The organism is Arthrobacter sp. 131MFCol6.1 (assembly GCF_000374925.1).
In the GTDB taxonomy this organism is placed as follows: Bacteria; Actinomycetota; Actinomycetes; order Actinomycetales; family Micrococcaceae; genus Arthrobacter.
Map to the genome: position 1 here is coordinate 1,222,116 of NZ_KB895541.1, position 17,634 is coordinate 1,239,749.

Sequence of the window (17,634 nt, forward strand, 5' to 3'; positions counted from 1 at the left end):
GGCTGCGGCCGGCCGGCAGTATCCATCTTCTTCTGGAGGCCCCTTTGCCCGGTATGAACCTGACCCGCGCCGAAGCCCGCGAGCGCGCCGCCCTGATCGACGTCGACTCCTACGAGGTCAGCCTGGACCTGACCCGCGGCGAGAAGGTCTTCGGCTCCACCACGGCCGTGAAGTTCCGTGCCAAGCCCGGCTCGTCGACCTTCATCGACGCCGTGACCCACGCCGTGCAGAGCGTGAGCCTCAACGGCCGCGAACTGGATCCGGCCGAGGTCTCCGACGGCATCCGGATCCAGCTCCCGGACCTGGCGGCCGAGAACCACCTGCTCGTGGTCGCCGAGGCGCCGTACATGAACACCGGCGAAGGCCTGCACCGCTTCGTGGATCCGGTGGATAACGAGGTCTACCTGTACACCCAGTTCGAGGTCCCGGATTCGCGGCGCATGTTCGCCGTCTTCGAACAGCCCGACCTGAAGGCCAGCTTCACGTTCACCGTCACCGCACCCTCGCACTGGGACGTCGTGTCCAACTCCCCCACCCCGGTGCCGGTGGAGACCATCCCCGGCGCGGATGGGGGCGCCCGCTCCGTCTGGGAGTTCACGCCGACTCCGCGGCTGTCCTCCTATGTCACCGCACTGATCGCCGGGCCGTACCAGTCGGTGCGCAGCGAGGTCACGTCGGCGGCGGGCAAGGTCACCCCGCTGGGCATCTTCGCCCGCAAGTCGCTCATGCAGTACCTCGATGCGGACAACATCTTCGAGCTCACCCGGCAGGGCTTCGAGTTCTTCGAGGCCCAGTTCGGCTGCCCGTACCCGTTCGAGAAGTACGACCAGCTCTTCGTGCCCGAGTTCAACGCCGGCGCCATGGAGAACGCCGGGGCCGTCACCATCCTGGAAGGCTACGTCTTCCGCGGCAAGGTCACCGACGCCCAGGTGGAACGCCGCGCCATCACCGTGCTGCACGAGCTCGCGCACATGTGGTTCGGCGACCTCGTCACCATGCGCTGGTGGAACGACCTCTGGCTCAACGAGTCCTTCGCCGAATACATGTCCCACCTGGCCGCCGTGGAGAACACCGAGTTCGGCCACGCCTGGACCACGTTCGCCTCCGTGGAGAAGTCCTGGGCCTACCGGCAGGACCAGCTGCCCACCACGCACCCGATCTTCGCCGAGATCAACGACCTCCAGGACGTCGAGGTGAACTTCGACGGGATCACCTACGCCAAGGGCGCCTCGGTGCTGCGCCAACTCGTCGCCTGGGTGGGCCCGGAGCAATTCATGTCCGGGGTGCGGGAGTACTTCAGCAAGCACGCCTGGCAGAACACCGAGCTCAGCGACCTCATGGCCGAACTCGAGAAGGCCAGCGGCCGCGACCTGGAACGGTGGGGGCAGCTCTGGCTGGAGACCGCCGGCGTCAACACCCTGACACCGGAAATCTCGGCGGCCGCGGACGGCACCATCGAGTCGTTCGCCATCGTGCAGTCGGCGATCGAGAGCGAGCCGACCCTGCGCCCGCACCGCCTCGCCGTCGGCTTCTACAACCTCAACGGCGCCGGCAAGCTGGAGCGGGTGCACCGCGAGGAGCTCGACGTCGACGGCGAGCGCACTGTGGTCCCGGCCCTGGCCGGCCTTGCCCAGCCTGACCTGGTCCTGCTCAACGACGATGACCTCGCCTATGCCAAGGTCCGCCTGGATCCGAAGTCCCTCGCCACCGCAACGGCCCACCTGAAGGACTTCAGCCAGAGCCTCCCCCGCACGCTCGTGTGGGGCTCAGCCTGGGACGCGGCGCGCGACGGCGAATCCCCGGCCCGCGGGTACGTGGAGCTAATCCTCGCCAACATCGCCGAGGAATCCGATTCCTCCGTGATCCTGGTCCAGCTCCGGCAGCTGGCCACCACGCTGACCTTCTACGTGGCCGAGGAACACCAGGAAGCCACGGCCGTGGCCGCTGCCGACAAGCTCTGGGAGCTCGCCTCGGCGGTGCCTGCTGGCTCGGACGCCCAGCTGCAGTTCGTGAAGTCCTACGCCCTGCTGGCCCGCAGCGCCGGGCAGCTGGACACGGTGTCCGGGCTGCTGGACGGCTCGCTCACCCTCGACGGGCTGAGCGTGGACCAGGACCTGCGGTGGGAGCTGCTGGCCTCCCTCGTGGCAGGCGGCCGCGCCGGGCAGGAGCGGATCGATGAGGAACTGGAGCACGACAACACCTCCAACGGCCAGAACGCGGCGGCCCTGGCCAAGGCCGCCATCCCCACCCCGGAGGCCAAGGCCGAGGCCTGGGAATCGATTGTGGTCAAGGGCGATCTCTCCAACGCCCTGCAGGGCTCCGCGGTGACCGGCTTCACCCGTGTCCTGGACACGTCCCTGCTCGAGCCGTACGCCGAGAAGTACTTCGAGGCCGTCCCGGGCATCATGGCCGGCCGCACCCACGCGCTGGCCTCGCAGATCGTCGTCGGGCTCTACCCGGCCCAGCTGACCACGCAGGCCACGGTGGACCGCACGGATGAGTTCCTCGCCTCGCTGCCCGAGGGCAGTTCGGCGCTGCGCCGGATGATGCTGGAGAACCGTGACGGCGTTGCCCGTGCCCTGCGGGCCCGCCAGGCCGACGTCGGCTAACGACCGCGGCACCGGCATCCCCGGCCAGCCTGGAACCCCGGCACCGCCCCTGTGCGGCGCCGGGGTTCCGTCGTTCTAGGCTGGAGTCATGAACCTTGACGAACACCGCTATGCGCTGACCGTCCGCTGGACCGGGAACCTCGGGGCCGGGACGTCCACGTACCGCGGTTACTCGCGCGACCACGACGTCGAGATCCCCGGCTTGCCGGTGTTGCACGGCTCGGCCGATCCGACCTTCCACGGGGACCGCGGGCGTTACAACCCCGAACAGCTGCTCCTGGCCGCCCTCTCGCAGTGCCACATGCTTTCCTTCCTGCACGTGGCAGTGAAGCACGGCGTCGTGGTGACGGCGTACGAGGACCGGGCCGAGGGCCTGATGCGGACCAACCGGGACGGCAGCGGGCAGTTCGAATCCGTCACGCTGAAGCCCCGGGTGACGGTGGCGGAACCGGCGGCACCGGATGTTCTCGAGGAACTCCACGTCGAGGCCAACAAGGTCTGTTTCATCGCCCGCAGCGTCAACTTCCCGGTGCTGCACGAGCCGACGGCTGTGGTGGAGGGCCAGGCGGACTGAATAATTCAGGCGGCGCCGTCAGCCGGGCCGGACGAGGCCCCTGACCGGTACGCGGATACGATCCGGCGCTCCGCCTCCGGGCTCATCCCGGCCTTGCGTTCACGGCCAAGTCCGCGGCGGCGTTCATCCGCCAGGGTGTCTCGCAGCGTGTCCATCCAGGGCCGCAGCCGCAGCCCGGCGGTACGGGCGGCGTCATTGCTGCGGGTCGCGAAGCCCTCGTGGCCGGGCGGCAGCCACAGCGGCAGCGAGTCCGGGCCGGCCCAGTAGTTCGCGCCGTGCGACGCCAGCCAGTCCTCGGGGGCGACAACAACCTCGGAGTCGGCGTCGGCGAGCTGGCGGGCTTCCCCCAGGTAGGCGGCAAACGGCACCGGCTCACCGACGGCGTTCAGCGCCCCGGTGGTGCCGTTTTCAGCGGCGGTGAGGATCCAGGCTGCGAGGTCGCGGACATCGATGACCTGGGTGGCGTCGGCGGGGATGTCCGGGACAAGGACGGGATCATCGTCGCGGGCAAAACGGGCCGGCCAGTACCCGTAGCGGTCGGAGCCGTCCCCGGGTCCGCCGATCAGGCCGGCGCGGCAGAGGTGCGCCGTGTCCCCTGCCAATTCCCGGGTCAGGTGTTCGATCGCGGACTTGGCTTCGCCGTAGTTTTCCATGGTCAGCTCCGTGCCCGGAGCCAGCGCCGGGAGCACCTGGGCGTCCTCGGCCTCGCCGGCCACGGAATGGTCCGCGTAGACCGAACAGCTGGAGATGAAGGTCCAATGCCGGGCCGAGCCGGCCAGCGCCTCGAGGGCCTCCCGTGCCTGGTCAGGGTCCCGCGAGACGTCGACGACGGCGTCCCACCGGCCGCCGTCGGCGGCTGCCTCGTAGGCGGCCTTCCCCTGCGAGCGGTCAGCGCGCAGCCAGGTGGCGCCGTCGGGCGGTGCGGACGCGGTGCCGCGGGCCAGGCAGGTGACGTCGTGGCCGGCGGCCAGGGCCTGCCGGGCTATTTCTGCTGACAGGAAGACCGTCCCGCCGAGGACCAGGATGCGCATGGGGCCACGCTACGGCGCTAATGTTGAAGTAGACCAGAGTGTTATGCGCCCGGCGAACGCCGGGCGCCTGTCCGGACGACCAGCCCTGCTGCCGCCCGGCAACAGGGACGCCGTAAACAAGGAGTTTCCCCCGCCGATGATCAGCCTGACCACCATCGAACCCATCACCGCGCCGGATATCTCGGCCGTCAACCTGCCAGGTGGCCTCATCAGCCTGGGCATCGGCGTCGCCGTGTGGCTGGTGGCATCCTTCGTGATCACCGGAATCACCAAACGGGTTGCGGCGGGCAGCACACTTTTCAAGAAGTCACACTTCCGCTGGGTGGCTCCGGCGTTCCGCGCACTGGACCACGAACGCCGCGTCCAGCGGGCAGAGACAATCGGTGCACTGCTCCGCAGCGTGGTCGGCGTCCTGATCGCCGTCCTCACCATCGTGTACGTGCTCAAGTACCTGAACGTGGACGTGGCACCCATCCTGACGAGCGTCGGGATCCTCGGTGTGGCCATCGGCTTTGGCGCCCAGCAGTTGATCCGCGACTTCCTCGCCGGCATCTTCATTACCTTCGAGGACCAGTACGGCATTGGCGACATCATCGAGACTTCCGAGGTGGTGGGCACGGTCGAGGCCATGAACCTGCGGATCACCCGGGTCCGGGCCGACGACGGCACCATCTGGTACCTGCGCAACGGCGAAATCCTGCGCGTGGGCAACCGTTCCCAGGGCACGTACATTCCACCCGAGGCGTCCCCGGCGGACGAGGCCGACAGCGCACCTCAGCAGAAGGCCGGAGAATAGTGAAATGACGATTCCCAGCGCCAGCGAACCCGGCCAGCCCAGGCAGCTGCTGCAGAACGATCCGTTCAGCCAGCCCGGCTACACGGACAACTTCTATGACGCCGTGGGCGGCCACGAGACTTTTGTGAAGCTCATCGATGTCTTCTACGACGGCGTCGCAACAGATCCGCTGTTGCGCGCCATGTACCCGGAAGAGGACCTTGGCCCGGCCAAGCGCCGCTTCCTGATGTTCCTGGAACAGTACTGGGGCGGGCCGACGACGTACGGCGAGGAGCGCGGGCATCCGCGGCTGCGGATGCGCCACATGCCGTTCCGGGTGACGCCGGAGGCCAAGGAACGCTGGCTGTTCCACATGCGCGCCGCGGTGGATGCCCTGGAGCTGCCGCCGTTGTACGAGGGGACACTCTGGGACTACATGGAGCGGGCCGCCCTGTCCATGGTGAACAGCCCGTCGGAGGCCTAAGCGCGGAGGAGTGGGCGCGGAGGACTGGGCGCGGAGGACTGGGCGCGGAGGGTGCCGGAAGCGTCCTAGAGACCGGTACCGGTCCGGACCAGCACGTGGCCGCGGGTGCCGCTGAGCCGGTACCAGCGCCCGGCCCGGTAGAGCCGTTGTTCGCCCTCTGCCAGGAAGCCCAAGGTGAGCGCGGCGAACGCGGCTCCGCCCGGCAGGCCGCCGGCGTCGGGCAGTTCCCGGCCCCAGACCGTTGCCCTGGCGTTGTTGACGATTAACGCGCCGGGCTTGTCCGGGATGATCGCGGCGATCTCCCTGATGCCGGCCTCGGCTGCGGTCCGCAGGGCGGCGTCCTCGACGGTGCCGAGCAGTTCCCAGCCGGCCCGCGGCGCGCCAATCCCGGCCCACGACTCGCTGACGGTCACCGGCGGGACGGGAAGTTCGACGTCGTGCTCCCCCGCCCGCGCCAAACGGTCCAGGACCGCGGACAGCGGCACCGTCACGTCAGTGTCCGCCGGCTGTGCCAGCGCCATGGTCCGCAGGCCCAGGATGGTGGGGGTGGATTCGCCCAGGAGCCGGGGCCGCAGCACGCAGACGTAGGCGGCCAGGACCGGTCCCGTGGCCTGAAGCCGGATGGCGCCGTCGTCAATGGACTTGGCGCGGGTGGCGAAGGTGCGCAGGTCGTCGAGGTCGCGGGGATCGGTGAACTGCAGGGGCTGGGTTAGGACATCAGACACACTACTGACTCTACCGGCTGCGCTTCTTTGGAGCGGCGCCGGGCGCCGTCTAGAGTCAAACCATGACTGAAGCCGAAGCCGGACTGTTGGGGCTCCCGACCCAGGACCCCACCTCCTCGCTCATCCAACTCCTCAACCTCGGCGAGCTCGAGGGCGCCCGGACGGACGAGGACATCTTCATGGGTCCCTCCCAGCAGCAGCCCCAGCAGCGCGTCTTTGGCGGCCAGGTGCTGGCGCAGTCCCTGATAGCAGGCAGCCGCACCGTCGATCCGGACCGCAGCGTGCACTCCATGCACGGTTACTTCCTCCGGCCAGGAGACGCCAACAAGCCGATCACCTTCGGCGTGCAGCGCCTGCGCGACGGCCGGTCCTTCTCGGCCCGCCGGGTCCACGCCTATCAGGAGGGCATGCCCATCCTGTCGATGATCGCGTCCTTCCAGGCTGAGGACGAAGGGATCGAGCACCAGTCCGAGATGCCCGCCGGGATCCCGGACCCCGAATCGCTGCCCAGCACCGCCGACCTGCTGGGCAAGTTCGACCACCCCGTGGCCCGGCACTGGGCCTACGAGCGGCCGTTCGACATCCGCCACGTCGATCCGGCGCTGTATGTCTCGGCCAACGGACCCCGGGAAGCCCGGAACGCCGTGTGGATGAAGACTTTCGGTCCGATGCCCGACGACGCCGGCCTGCACCGGGCCGCGCTGGCCTACGCGAGCGACTACACCCTGCTCGAATCCATTCTCCGCAAGCACGGGATGAGCTGGATTACGCCGGGGATGTCCGTGGCGAGCCTGGACCACGCCATGTGGTGGCACCGGCCGGTCAGGGTCGACGAATGGCTCCTGTACGTCCAGGAATCGCCCAGCGCGCAGGGCGCACGGGGCCTGGCGACGGGCCGGATCTTCAGCCGGGACGGCCGGCACGTGGCGACGGTGGCCCAGGAAGGCATGATCCGCGTCCCGAACGACTTCGCGGACACCGGCCTCAAGAACACCGGCTTCAAGAACACGCAGAAGGGCGGCGTGCAGGCCGCCGTCTAATCGGCGGCGGTGCAGCACGAGCTCCGCGAGGCTTAGGGCTGCTGGCATTCCCATTCCGGCGGGTGGCATATAGCGCCCGCCGCCCACATCGTCCCCGGCACACAAAAAAAGCCGGCTCCCCTTGAACTGGTTCAGGGGGAGCCGGCCTTTTTCGTGGCGCTGTAAGCCTTGCGGGCTTAGTCGCGGGTGAGGCGGCGGTGGGTTACCCGGTGCGGCTTGGCCGCGTCCGGGCCCAGGCGCTCCACCTTGTTCTCCTCGTAGGACTCGAAGTTGCCCTCGAACCAGTACCACTTGGAGGGGTTCTCCTCGTCGCCTTCGTAGGCGAGGATGTGGGTGGCCACCCGGTCCAGGAACCAGCGGTCGTGCGAGACGACGACGGCGCAGCCCGGGAATTCGAGCAGGGCGTTTTCGAGGCTGCTGAGGGTTTCGACGTCGAGGTCGTTAGTCGGTTCGTCGAGGAGCAGCAGGTTGCCACCCTGTTTGAGGGTCAGTGCAAGGTTGAGGCGGTTGCGCTCACCGCCGGAGAGCACCCCGGCCTTCTTCTGCTGGTCCGGGCCCTTGAAGCCGAAGGCGGCCACGTAGGCGCGGGACGGCATTTCGACGTGGCCGACCTGGATGTAGTCGAGGCCGTCGGACACGACTTCCCACAGGGTCTTGTTCGGGTCGATGCCGCCACGGCTCTGGTCGGCGTAGGAGATCTTGACGGAATCGCCGATCTTCAGTTCGCCGCCGTCGAGCGGTTCCAGGCCCACGATGGTCTTGAAGAGCGTGGACTTGCCGACGCCGTTGGGGCCGATGACGCCGACGATGCCGTTGCGGGGCAGGCTGAAGGACAGTCCGTCGATCAGAGTGCGGTCATCGAAGCCCTTCTGGAGACCCTTGGCCTCCAGCACGAGCCCGCCCAGGCGCGGTCCCGGCGGGATCTGGATCTCTTCAAAGTCGAGCTTGCGGGTGCGGTCCGCCTCGGCAGCCATTTCCTCGTAGCGGGCCAGGCGGGCCTTCGACTTGGTCTGGCGCCCCTTGGCGTTGGACCGGACCCATTCGAGTTCCTCGGTCAGGCGCTTGGCCTGCTTGGCGTCCTTCTTGCCCTGGACTTCCAGGCGGGCGCGCTTCTTTTCCAAGTACGTCGAGTAGTTGCCCTCGTACGGGTACAGGTGGCCGCGGTCCACTTCGGCGATCCACTCGGCCACGTGGTCGAGGAAGTACCGGTCGTGGGTGACGGCAAGGACGGCACCGGAGTAGCTGGAGAGGTGCTGTTCCAGCCACAGCACGCTCTCGGCGTCAAGGTGGTTGGTGGGCTCGTCGAGCAGGAGCAGGTCCGGCTTCTGCAGCAGGAGCTTGCACAGCGCGACGCGGCGGCGCTCACCACCGGAAAGCAGGGTGACATCGGCGTCGGCGGGCGGGCAGCGCAGTGCGTCCATGGCCTGTTCCAGCTGGGAGTCGATGTCCCAGGCGTCGGCCGCGTCGATCGCTTCCTGCAGCTGTCCCATTTCCTCGAGGAGGGCATCGTAGTCAGCGTCGGGGCTGGCCATTTCCTCGGAGATCGCGTTGAAGCGCTGGATCTTGCCGTAGATTTCGCCAACGCCTTCCTGGACGTTGCCCAGGACGGTCTTGTCCTCGTTCAGCGGCGGCTCCTGCAACAGGATGCCTACCGTGTAGCCGGGGCTGAGCCGGGCCTCACCGTTGGAGGGAGTGTCCAGGCCAGCCATGATCTTGAGAATGGTGGACTTACCGGCACCATTCGGGCCGACAACGCCAATCTTGGCCCCCGGGAAGAAGGACATGCTCACGTCATCGAGGATGAGTTTTTCGCCAACAGCCTTACGGGCCTTGGTCATTGTGTAGATAAATTCCGCCATGCCTACAAATCTAGTGGTTCGGCCGGGATAACTCACATTCCGTGAGCCCGGATCGGCCACTTGACGGCCGCCCTGTCGGCCGCCGATGGTTCTGCTCAGTCCCGGACGCCCACGAGGCAGCCGCCGGAGTCCAGACCCGGCAGCACAGTGACGGCAACGGTGCCGGTGCGGATCTGGGCCACAATGCAGTTGCTGCCGTCGCGCACGGCGGCCTCGACGGCGTCGGCAGCCAGACCGGTGGGCGTCCGCCCGGCGGTGACTTCCACAGCGTCGGCCGGAATCCCTGCGTTAACCAACGATGCGCGGATGTCCGCCGTTTCGGGCCGGCCCCCGCCGCGGACCACGGCGTTCAGGGCCGTCTCGACCGTGGATTTCGTGGCGGATTCCCTGTCGGGTTTCATGCCGGGTTTCATGCCTGGTTTCATATCGGGGCTGGCTGTCCCGGCCCCGCCGGCGGGCGGCCCAACCAGGTCCGGGGACACTGCGGGTGCCCGGGACGCTGCGGAAGGTGTGCCTTCAGAATCCGGGGCTCCAGCGGCCCGGGCCCCGCTACTACCGGCCGCCGTCGCACAGGCGGAGGCCGACAGCAGGAGGACCAAGGTTGCGGCGACCGGAACGGCCCAGCCGCCGCGACGTGCTGCCCCTCCCCCGGCGGGGGTGGGCGCCGCCCGTCCTGCAGTGATCTTGGCGTGTTGCATCGGGCAATTCTGCCACGCGGTGGCGTCCCGTTCCGGTGACCCCCGGCGCTGCCCGCCGGTCCTGCGGCATTCAGGCAGCGGCGCCTTTCAGTTCTCCGGTTTCCTGGTCCACCTCCTCTTCCTCACCGCTCTCGTCATCGATGAAGGTCCCGTGGTGGTCGGTGCCGCCGTCGCCGTCCGCGCCGGCATCCTCTGGCTGGCTCTGCGGTCCGCCGCCGTCCCGGTCCCCAATGCCGGGCGCACCTGGGGAACCGGGTCCGGCAGTCGTCTGGCTGCCGGCCCCGGCTGAACGGGTGAAGTTGGCAGAGCCCCACATGAGGTCGTGGCCGACTGACTCCGCATTAATTTCGGCGTCGTGGTAGACCCTGCCGTCCTTCTCCCAGCTCCGCATCTTCAGCCTGCCAACCACGATGACCCGCTGGCCCTTCTTGATGCTGCAGCCGATGTTGCCGGCCAGTTGCCGGTATCCCTGAACGGTGAACCAGTTGGTGTTGCCATCCACCCAGGTGCTGGAGCCGCGGTCGTAGCGGCGCTCGGTGGCGCCGAGCCGGAAGGACGCCGTGGCCACGCCACCGGGTGTGGTCGCGCTTCTGATCTCCGAGGCGACGAAGCCACGGACCGTAATGTTGTCGCTCATTCTCATGTCCTCTGTCTCGAATTGTCGTGCCCTGCCGGGCAGTTCCAGCATCCCGCCGCCGGCCACGGCCGGGGAGTGCCCGGCTGTGCCATGTGGAAAACCGGCGGCCGGCAACGGCGTGGGGGCCGTGTTGGGGACTAGTCCGGTCCGGCGGGAGCGGCCACCGGCCGCCGTTGACCCGCACCGGCCGTCCGGCACTGTAAACTTTTTGAGGCGTCACCGGCAGCAGCCGGTGGGCACCAGCGCGCCCCAGTAGCTCAGGGGATAGAGCAGCGGCCTTCTAATCCGCCGGTCGGGGGTTCGATTCCCTCCTGGGGCACAAGAGAGCGGCTCTGACCTGCGACAACGCACGGTCAGGGCCGCTTCTTGATTCAACTCATATTTCAAACAGAGCATCAGATCCACTTGTTGTGCTTGAACGTCAGGAACAGGATCCCGCCCATGCCGATCATGAGCCCGAGTGCCATCGGGTAGCCGAAGATCCAGTCGAGTTCGGGCATGTCGCGGAAGTTCATGCCGTAAATCGACGCGATCAACGTCGGCGCGAACAGGATGGCAGCCCACGACGAGATCCGCTTGACCTGCTCGTTTTGGGCGAAGCTCGACTCCGTCAGGAGCCGCATTTCGTCGTTCTGCCGCTGGGCTACCAGGGCTGCGTTGACGGCCAGCGCATTCTGCAACAGCGCCCGGAAGGCAGATACCCGCTCCCCCAGCCGGATGGCGTGGTCCAGGACGTCGCGGAAATGGTCCTGCAGTTCGGGGTCCGGCACCCCGTCCGGTCCGCTGCCCATAAGGCTCTGCAGGATTCCGGCCAGCGGGGCCGTCGCACGCTGGAACGTGATGACCTGGCGGGAGAGTTCATAGATCCTGCGCGATACGCCGGGATCGGCAGCGAACAGGTCGTCTTCGATTTCATCGATGTCGTTTTCCAGGCCCGCGGCCACCGGCTCGTACTCATCCACCACCTGGTCCAGAATCGCGTACAACACCGCATCCGGTCCGAGCGCCAGGAACTCCGGCTCGGACTCCATCCGCCGGCGCACCCGGGCCAGGTCGGGAGACTCCGCCCGGCGGACAGTCACCACAAAGTCCGGGCCGGAGAACACATGGATCTCGCCGAACTCGACCTTCTCCACATCGTCCAGGTACCGCGCGGGCCGCAGCACCAGGAACAACGTCTCGCCATAGTGCTCAAGCTTGGCCCGCTGGTGGCCGGCGAGCGCGTCCTCCACGGCCAGGTGGCTCAGGTCAAATTCCTCGGCCACTGAGCGCAGCTCCTCGGCTTCGGGCCGGTAGAGCCCAATCCAGGCCATGCCCTGGCGCTGCCGCAGCAGAAAGTACGTCTCCTCGAGCCCTTCCGGGTCGGCGGTCCGGTGGCCGTCCACATAGACGGCGTTGTCAATGATCGTCACGGCCGCGCCTCCTCTTCAAGGCATTCGCTTTGCTGTGACGTTATACCGTCCCCCGGCCGGTGCCAACAGCCTGCACTGCCCCGCGACCGCCGCTGCTTCTCCGGAAAGGTTGCCGGAGAGATTGCCGGAAAGATTGCCGGAAAGATTGCCGCCCACCGGCGGCCGCCAAAGACCACGAAAGCAAAGAAGTTGGTGTGCGGGGGATCGACCGGACCGTGCCGCCCACTGCCCGGAGCCCCGCCAGCCCTCAGCACGCTTAGTATTGAGTTGACGGGCAGGCCGGCAGCGAAAGCCTGTGCACCCTGCCCGCAATCGAAAGGTACGGCCGCCATGACCGAAACACCCCGCAGATTCGACCCCACCAATCCAGACGACGCCCCCACCACCCAGTACGCGGAGGCAGCTGACGCCACAACCGGCCCCGGGTCCGCCGAGCAGGTCCCCGGCACCGATGGCCCGGCGGGCAGCACCGATGTGGCCGCCACGACGGCGGGACGCGCCGAACCCTCCCGTGCCGAGGCACCCACGGAGCCGGCTCCCGCCCGCGCACCGGAAACGCGCCAGGTCACCCGTGCCGGAATGGTCTGGGCCGCGGTTGCCTGCGCACTGGTGGTGCTGATCCTGCTGATCGCGTTCATCCTGCAGAACCAGGAATACGTGCAGGTGAAGTTCTTTGGCCTCGAAGGCGCGGTCCCGCTCGGCATCGCGTTGTTCATCGCGGCAGTCGGCGGCGGAGTGCTGGTCGCCATCGCCGGAGCCGCCCGCATTATCCAGCTCCGGCTCGCCGCTCACCGTATCCGCCGCCAGTCGAGCCCGGGCACCCGCACGCGCTGACGCTGACGCTGACGCCGCCAGGCGCTACCCTCTTTTCCATGCGCGAAGCAGAACTCCGGACCCAGGCAACCATCACCACCGCCGCGGCGGACTGGCCCGATGTCGAGCGTCTCTTCGGCGTCCGCGGCGAACCCTCACGCTGCTGGTGCCGGTTCTTCGCCTTGACCGGCCCCCAGTGGTCCGCGTCCACCCCGGATGAGCGGAAGAACCAGTTGCGGGAGAAGTTCGGCGGCGGCCAGCCGGAGCCAGGGGTCCTGGCCTTCCGCGACGGGAATCCCGTGGGCTGGTGCGCCGTCGAGCCCCGCGGGTGCTACCCAAGGATCCTGCGCTCGAAGGTGCTGGCGTCGGCCCCCGACGCCGCCAAGGATCCCGGCGGGCACCAGGTATGGTCCGTCAGTTGCTTTGTGGTCTCCCCCGGCCACCGGCGGACCGGCGTGGCGGGAGCGCTGCTTGCCGCCGCCGTCGAACACGCCCTCGCGCACGGCGCAACCGTAGTGGAGGGATATCCGGTCGACCCCGCGCAACGGCCCAAGGCCGGCCCGGCGGATCTCTACCACGGCACCTTGGGGCTCTTTTTGGCGGCCGGCTTCACAGTGGTCAGCAATCCAGTGGTCAGCAATCCAGTGGTCAGCAATCCAGTGGTCAGCAACGCGGTGCCGGGACGCGCCGTCGTCCGTCTGACGGTGCCCCCGCCCGGCGGGGACCGCGGGCGCTAGGGCAGGGTCAGGATCACCGGCCCGTCGGCGGTGATGGCCACGGTGTGCTCGCTGTGCGCGGCGCGGCGGCCGTTCGCTGAGCGGAGGGTCCATTCGTCGTCGTCATGGTAGTAGTCGTCTTTGCGGCCGAGAATCAGCATCGGTTCGATGGCGATGACCAGGCCCTCGGTCAGTTTGATGCCGCGGCCGGGACGTCCGTCGTTGGGAACGGGCGGCTCGGCGTGCATGGTCCGGCCGATGCCGTGGCCGCCGTGGTCGGCGAGCAGCCCGTAGCCTGCCCGGCGCGCCGCCCCGCCTATCGCGTAGGCGAGATCCCCCATCTTGTTCCCGATCCTTGCCGCGTCGATCCCCCTCGCCAGGGCGGCGTCCGTGGCGTCAATGAGGGCCTGGTCCACCGGGTCCGCGGTCCCCACGATGAAGCTGATGGCCGCATCGCCGCACCACCCGGCCAGGAAGGCGCCGCAGTCCACGCTCAGGAGGTCCCCGTCCTGGAGCCGGTACTCGTTGGGGATGCCGTGCACGACGGCGTCGTTGACGGACGTGCAGATGACCCCGGGAAACGGCACTGATGCCCAGCGCGGCCGGTAGTTCAGGAACGCCGGGGTGGCTCCGGCGTCGGCGATTGACGCTGCGGCGACATCGTCCAGCTCCTTGAGCGAAACGCCGACGGCGGCCGCCTCCCGGACCCGGGCGAGGGTGGTGGCGACCACCCGGCCGGCCTCGCGCATCAGTGCGATCTCTTCGGGACTCTTGATCATGGACATGGCATTCCCTTCCGACGCGGAGCCGCGGCTTGCTGGATTCAACTCTAAAGCCCGCCGCGGCATGTCTACAGTGGCCTCATGACCACCACGGAACTGATTGACGCGATCCGCGGCAGCCTGCAAGCTGCTGCCGATCCTGGGCGCGCCGCCGGGGCACAGGCTTACATGAAATCGCAGATGCCGTCCCTGGGCGTGAGGGTTCCCGAAGTCCGCAGCATAGTCAGGGCCGCGGCCGCGGACCACCCGCCGGCCAGCCTGGCGGGACTGCAGTCCACGGTGCTCGCGCTGTGGCGCAACGCAAGCCACCGTGAGGAACGCTACGCCGCGATCGAGCTCACGGGACTCAAGCCCGCTGCCGGGGAACTGAGCATGCTGGCCATTTATGAGGAAATCATCCGCACCGGAGCCTGGTGGGACCTGGTGGACGGGGTGGCGCACCGGTTGGGCGCCCTGTTGCAGGCCCACCGGGCGGAACTGACGCCGGTGCTGGAACGCTGGAGCCGGGATGAGGACTTCTGGGTCCGGCGGGCCGCCATCACCGCACAGCTGGGGGCGAAGGCCGCCACGGACACGGCCCTCCTGGCCGCTGTGATCGAGGCCAACCTCGACGATCGGGAGTTCTTCATCCGCAAGGCGATCGGGTGGGCGCTGCGCCAATACGCCAGGACGGATCCGGCCTGGGTGCGGGCGTTCGTGCGGCGGCATGCCGACGAGCTCAGTGCGCTCTCGCGCAAGGAAGCGCTCAGGAACCTGCCGGCCTAGATGATCGGCCGCGTGGTGACCGGCTCGTCCGACTTGGTGAACAGCAGCTTGGTCTTCGGGTCCAGGAAGATCAGGTACAGCGCGAACAGCAACGCGATGATCGCCGCGGCGTTGCGGGCCAGCGCAAGGGCCAGGCCCAGGTCCGCGGTCTGCAGGTACGGGAAGACATCGAGCTGGTCCGAGATCGCGTAGACCATGAAGAAGGACACGATGAAGTACAGCGCCTTGACCTGCCAGTCGTCGCGGATGCCCGTGACGGCGAAAAGCGGGATGAGCCAGACGATGTACCAGGACTGGATCATCGGGGACAGCAGCACGACGGCGGCGAACGCCAGGGTGAGCCGGCGCATCAGGCGGTCGTAGTCGCCGCGGAAGATCTGCCAGGCGACGATCCCGACGGCGAGCAGCTTGCCGGCGTCGAACGCCCACTTTGCCAGCCCCCAGCCGTCGAGCCCGAAGGCGTTGGAGATGGAGGCCACGATCAGGCCCACCAGGCCGACGGGCGCGTACCAGATCCAGATGCTGCCCGGGGCGGACAGCCCGTTGATCCAGCCGAAACCGAAGCCATTGACCCGGCTCATGAGATACAGCAGGGCCAGGCTGAGGCCGGCCGTGAGGGCCCAGAAGACGAACTTTCGTGGCCAGCTTGCACCCTTGCCCGCCCAGAGCAGGCCGATGAACGGCAGGAAGACCACCGTGATGGGTTTGACGGAGATGGAGAGTGTGACCAGCACGATTCCGAGGATGACCCGGCGCGTGGCGCAGTAATAGAGGCCGGCCAGGGCCAGGCCGATCATGAGGGCGTCGTTGTGGACGCTGGCGATGAAGTTGGTGAGGAACAGCGGGTTGGCCGCCGTCAGCCACAGGGCCCGGTTCGGGTTCACGCCGTGCAGCTCGGCCAGTTTGGGCACGTAGATCACGCAGAGGACCACGCCCACCAGGGCCGCGATCCGGAACAGCATGATGCTGCCTTCGGGGTGCACGTTGGTGGCCCAGACCACGAACTGTTCGATCCACAGGAAGAGCTGCCCGTACGGGACGGGGGCTTCGGTCCACATTCTGTCGGCGCCCAGCTGGAAGTAGTTGGACAGCGCCGAAATGCCGTTTTCGTAGGGGTTGAAGCCCTCCACCATGAGCCGGCCCTGGCCGATGTACGCGTAGACGTCGCGGCTGAACAGCGGCACGGAGAACATCAGCGGCAGCCCCCACGCCACCGTCGCCTGGAGCGTGGCCTTGCGGGCGCCGGCCCCCCAGACCCGGACGCGCTGGCCGAGCCGCAGCCAGGCGCGGACCAGCAGCATGCCGCCGAAGGCCAGCAGGACAATGCAGAGGGCGACGCCCAAGGCCTCGGTGCGCATCCAGATGAACAGCGGGACGCGGCGGAGTTCGGACGCGGGGGCAAGCCACCCGACGCCGATCGAACCGATCGTCATGAACAGGGAGCCCAGGAACCCGGCAAGGATCGGGGACCGCGGGTTGTCGACGTCGCCGGCGGCCTCCCCCTCAGGGGAGGCCGCAGTCCGGGCAGACGCAGAGGGGCGGGACGTGGACGGGCTGGACGTACCGGCAGCCGTTTCCCCCGCCGCAGGCACAGGCGCCGTCATGTCAGGATCGTCCAATCTGTTGTGGGCCACAATTCCGCCCACAGCCGGCCGCATTGTCCGGCCCGGGGCGCCGCGTTGAAGAAATAAGTGCCGAAATAATTCGGCGGCCGCGTATTCGAAATCCTAGCACCGGACGGCTCTGTGGCGTCGGAACGGTAGGCTGGGCGGGTGCCTATTACTAACGAACGCATCGTCTGGATCGACTGCGAAATGACCGGCCTGGACACCAAGAATGATGCCCTTATCGAGGTGGCCGCCCTGGTCACCGATTCGGAGCTCAACATCCTGGGAGACGGGGTCGACGTCGTGATCAAGCCCGACGACGCCGCGCTGGCCCAGATGAACGACTTTGTCCGCGACATGCACACGCGCTCTGGCCTGCTGGCGGAGCTTCCGCACGGCAAGACGATGGCCGAAGCGCAGGCAGCCGTGCTCGCCTACATCAAGAAATGGGTGCCGGACCCGCGGAAGGCCCCGCTCGGCGGCAACTCGGTGGGCACCGACCGCGTGTTCCTTGTCCGCGACATGCCCGACGTGGTGGAGCACCTGCATTACAGGGTGATCGACGTCAGCACCATCAAGGAACTCTCCCGCCGCTGGTTTGCCCGGGCCTATTTCCAGTCCCCCGCCAAGCTGGGCGGCCACCGGGCACTCGGAGACATCAAGGACTCCATCGACGAACTCCGGTATTACCGTGAGGCCGTGTTTGTCCCCGCGCCGGGCCCGGACAGTGCCACGGCGCAGCGGATCGCCAAGCGCGTCATGGGCGGCGAAGCAGCCGAGCCCACCCCGGCCGGTTAGCGGCCGCACACCCTCGCCCTCGCTGCGGGGCCGATGAAACGTCGCCGGGACGTGGCGCAGAAAAGTAATCTGCGCCACGTTTCGCGGAAATTTTGGCGAAAATCGCAAAAGTGGCAAAACCACCACCAAACAGCAGGTAAGCTATTTGTCGTTGCCTTTCCAGCCAGCCGGTTCGCCGGAGGGCCTGATATGGCACATGGTGGGCGTAGCTCAGTTGGCAGAGCGCCTGGTTGTGGTCCAGGAGGTCGCGGGTTCAACCCCCGTCGCTCACCCTCATGAAGGACGGCAGTGATTGTCCGACCTTTTCCA

At 67.9% G+C, this 17,634-nt stretch carries 17 protein-coding genes and 2 tRNA genes; 11 read left to right on the forward strand and 8 right to left on the reverse strand.

Annotated features, from left to right (window positions below; translation table 11 throughout):
• Positions 1 to 53: 53 nt before the first annotated feature.
• Together pepN and C566_RS0105715 are read left to right on the forward strand one after the other, a co-directional pair.
• Positions 54 to 2,609, forward strand: a complete 2,556-nt coding sequence (pepN, locus tag C566_RS0105710) for an aminopeptidase N (RefSeq protein WP_018773380.1) — start codon at positions 54 to 56, stop codon at positions 2,607 to 2,609.
• A gap of 88 nt (positions 2,610 to 2,697) precedes the next feature.
• The gene (locus tag C566_RS0105715; protein WP_018773381.1) at positions 2,698 to 3,183 is read left to right on the forward strand and encodes an OsmC family protein; all 486 of its coding nucleotides are present in this window, start codon (positions 2,698 to 2,700) and stop codon (positions 3,181 to 3,183) included.
• Positions 3,184 to 3,188: 5 nt separating this feature from the next.
• On the opposite strand, the gene C566_RS0105720 is transcribed toward C566_RS0105715, so the two are convergent.
• Positions 3,189 to 4,214, reverse strand: coding sequence for an NAD-dependent epimerase/dehydratase family protein (locus tag C566_RS0105720; protein WP_018773382.1), 1,026 nt, complete (start codon positions 4,212 to 4,214; stop codon positions 3,189 to 3,191).
• 136 nt (positions 4,215 to 4,350) lie between these two features.
• On the opposite strand from C566_RS0105720, the gene C566_RS0105725 reads away from it, so the two are divergent.
• Entirely contained in the window at positions 4,351 to 5,010 is a 660-nt protein-coding gene (locus tag C566_RS0105725) for a mechanosensitive ion channel family protein (protein WP_018773383.1), read from the forward strand.
• A gap of 4 nt (positions 5,011 to 5,014) precedes the next feature.
• Entirely contained in the window at positions 5,015 to 5,473 is a 459-nt protein-coding gene (locus C566_RS0105730) for a globin (RefSeq protein ID WP_018773384.1), read from the forward strand.
• 65 nt (positions 5,474 to 5,538) lie between these two features.
• Here C566_RS0105730 and C566_RS0105735 read toward each other — a convergent pair whose 3' ends face one another.
• A complete protein-coding gene (locus tag C566_RS0105735; RefSeq protein ID WP_018773385.1) occupies positions 5,539 to 6,198 on the reverse strand; it encodes a hypothetical protein in 660 nt (219 codons plus the stop codon).
• Between the two features lie 62 nt (positions 6,199 to 6,260).
• On the opposite strand from C566_RS0105735, the gene C566_RS0105740 reads away from it, so the two are divergent.
• The gene (locus C566_RS0105740; RefSeq protein ID WP_018773386.1) at positions 6,261 to 7,238 is read left to right on the forward strand and encodes an acyl-CoA thioesterase; all 978 of its coding nucleotides are present in this window, start codon (positions 6,261 to 6,263) and stop codon (positions 7,236 to 7,238) included.
• Between the two features lie 176 nt (positions 7,239 to 7,414).
• Here the strand turns inward: C566_RS0105740 and ettA are convergent, their stop codons facing one another.
• From ettA to C566_RS0105755, 3 genes are all read right to left on the reverse strand, one after another.
• On the reverse strand, positions 7,415 to 9,097 hold the full coding sequence (gene ettA, locus C566_RS0105745; RefSeq protein WP_026266424.1) for an energy-dependent translational throttle protein EttA: 1,683 nt from the start codon (positions 9,095 to 9,097) through the stop codon (positions 7,415 to 7,417).
• A 95-nt stretch (positions 9,098 to 9,192) separates the two neighbouring features.
• Positions 9,193 to 9,498, reverse strand: coding sequence for a DUF6993 domain-containing protein (locus C566_RS0105750; protein ID WP_155846740.1), 306 nt, complete (start codon positions 9,496 to 9,498; stop codon positions 9,193 to 9,195).
• Positions 9,499 to 9,865: 367 nt separating this feature from the next.
• Positions 9,866 to 10,432: a single-stranded DNA-binding protein gene (locus C566_RS0105755; protein ID WP_018773389.1), complete on the reverse strand. Its 567-nt coding sequence runs from the start codon at positions 10,430 to 10,432 to the stop codon at positions 9,866 to 9,868.
• A 246-nt stretch (positions 10,433 to 10,678) separates the two neighbouring features.
• Between C566_RS0105755 and C566_RS0105760 the strand changes: the two genes are divergently transcribed.
• Positions 10,679 to 10,751 (forward strand) — tRNA-Arg (locus tag C566_RS0105760).
• 76 nt (positions 10,752 to 10,827) lie between these two features.
• Here the strand turns inward: C566_RS0105760 and C566_RS0105765 are convergent.
• Positions 10,828 to 11,844: a magnesium and cobalt transport protein CorA gene (locus C566_RS0105765; protein ID WP_018773390.1), complete on the reverse strand. Its 1,017-nt coding sequence runs from the start codon at positions 11,842 to 11,844 to the stop codon at positions 10,828 to 10,830.
• Positions 11,845 to 12,174: 330 nt separating this feature from the next.
• On the opposite strand from C566_RS0105765, the gene C566_RS23100 reads away from it, so the two are divergent.
• Positions 12,175 to 12,678: a LapA family protein gene (locus tag C566_RS23100; RefSeq protein ID WP_018773391.1), complete on the forward strand. Its 504-nt coding sequence runs from the start codon at positions 12,175 to 12,177 to the stop codon at positions 12,676 to 12,678.
• Positions 12,679 to 12,716: 38 nt separating this feature from the next.
• Positions 12,717 to 13,394, forward strand: coding sequence for a GNAT family N-acetyltransferase (locus C566_RS0105775; RefSeq protein ID WP_018773392.1), 678 nt, complete (start codon positions 12,717 to 12,719; stop codon positions 13,392 to 13,394).
• Here the strand turns inward: C566_RS0105775 and map are convergent.
• Positions 13,391 to 14,158, reverse strand: coding sequence for a type I methionyl aminopeptidase (gene map, locus C566_RS0105780; protein WP_018773393.1), 768 nt, complete (start codon positions 14,156 to 14,158; stop codon positions 13,391 to 13,393). The genes C566_RS0105775 and map overlap by 4 nt on opposite strands.
• Before the next feature lie 78 nt (positions 14,159 to 14,236).
• Between map and C566_RS0105785 the strand changes: the two genes are divergently transcribed.
• Positions 14,237 to 14,920 carry a DNA alkylation repair protein gene (locus C566_RS0105785; protein WP_018773394.1) on the forward strand — a complete coding sequence of 228 codons (684 nt, stop codon included), beginning with the start codon at positions 14,237 to 14,239 and terminating at the stop codon, positions 14,918 to 14,920.
• On the opposite strand, the gene mptB is transcribed toward C566_RS0105785, so the two are convergent.
• Complete coding sequence (mptB, locus tag C566_RS0105790; protein WP_018773395.1) at positions 14,917 to 16,524, reverse strand: polyprenol phosphomannose-dependent alpha 1,6 mannosyltransferase MptB; 1,608 nt, start codon at positions 16,522 to 16,524, stop codon at positions 14,917 to 14,919. The two genes, C566_RS0105785 and mptB, sit on opposite strands and share 4 nt — an antisense overlap.
• Positions 16,525 to 16,692: 168 nt before the next feature.
• Here mptB and orn point away from each other — a divergent pair, with 168 nt between their 5' ends.
• Together orn and C566_RS0105800 are read left to right on the forward strand one after the other, a co-directional pair.
• A complete protein-coding gene (gene orn / locus C566_RS0105795) occupies positions 16,693 to 17,325 on the forward strand; it encodes an oligoribonuclease (RefSeq protein ID WP_026266426.1) in 633 nt (210 codons plus the stop codon).
• Positions 17,326 to 17,524: 199 nt separating this feature from the next.
• Positions 17,525 to 17,597, forward strand: a tRNA-His gene (locus C566_RS0105800).
• The last annotated feature ends 37 nt before the right edge of the window (positions 17,598 to 17,634 follow it).